This is a genomic window from Agromyces bauzanensis (genome assembly GCF_014645655.1).
GTDB classification, from domain to species: Bacteria; Actinomycetota; Actinomycetes; order Actinomycetales; family Microbacteriaceae; genus Agromyces; species Agromyces bauzanensis.
Window position 1 is genome coordinate 1 of the sequence record NZ_BMMD01000080.1, and the last position, 694, is coordinate 694.

General features: G+C 60.7%; 1 protein-coding gene. It reads left to right on the top strand.

What is annotated here, in order from left to right:
• Positions 1–605: RHS repeat-associated core domain-containing protein (locus IEX31_RS18500; RefSeq protein WP_229662503.1), on the top strand; the 605-nt coding region annotated here is incomplete at its 5' end.
• Between the last annotated feature and the right edge of the window lie 89 nt (positions 606–694).

The window sequence follows — 694 nt, forward strand, 5'->3', positions numbered from 1 at the left end:
CGGCTACAAGAGACCGAACGATGTGCACTACGGTTACATTCAGCCAGCGATGGCAGCGTAGAGAAAACCACCAATCCACTGTCCGAAAACACCGCAGCAGGCCAACGCTCCAACTCGGCACCCTCACCGCGGACGACAAAGTCCCCGACAACCTCCCCGGCGACGCCGACAACGCCTGGGTCGGGCAACACCAGAAGATCTACGAACACGCCAACACGGTGGCGACCATCCAAATGGGCGCGCGCGGCTACGTCCCCGCACTCGGCCGGTTCCTCGAAGTCGACCCGGTCGAAGGCGGGGTCACCAACGCCTACGACTACCCCGCCGACCCCATCAACAAGTTCGACCTCAGTGGCGAACTCTCCGCCGATGCGGCCGAGCGATGGAGTTCGCGTGGATGGATCCTTGCCAGCCTCCATGGGCCCACACTGGGATGGGACCCAGCACGTGTCTCACCGCTGCCAAGGACGGTGAGAAACGTGCAGTTCGGTGGCGGCACCATGTTCGAAACACTCAGACTACAAAGGGCGCACGGCTCCTGGCGTGTGTCTGTGAAGCTCACGGTTGAGGGTGTTAAGACGACGCTTCCGGTAGCACCTGTGTAACGATCCGGTATGTCGAATCCTCCGTGTTCGTTTACAACCTCTCTCATCACTTCGTTTACAACCGATGCCGTCACTTTGCTGACGACCGC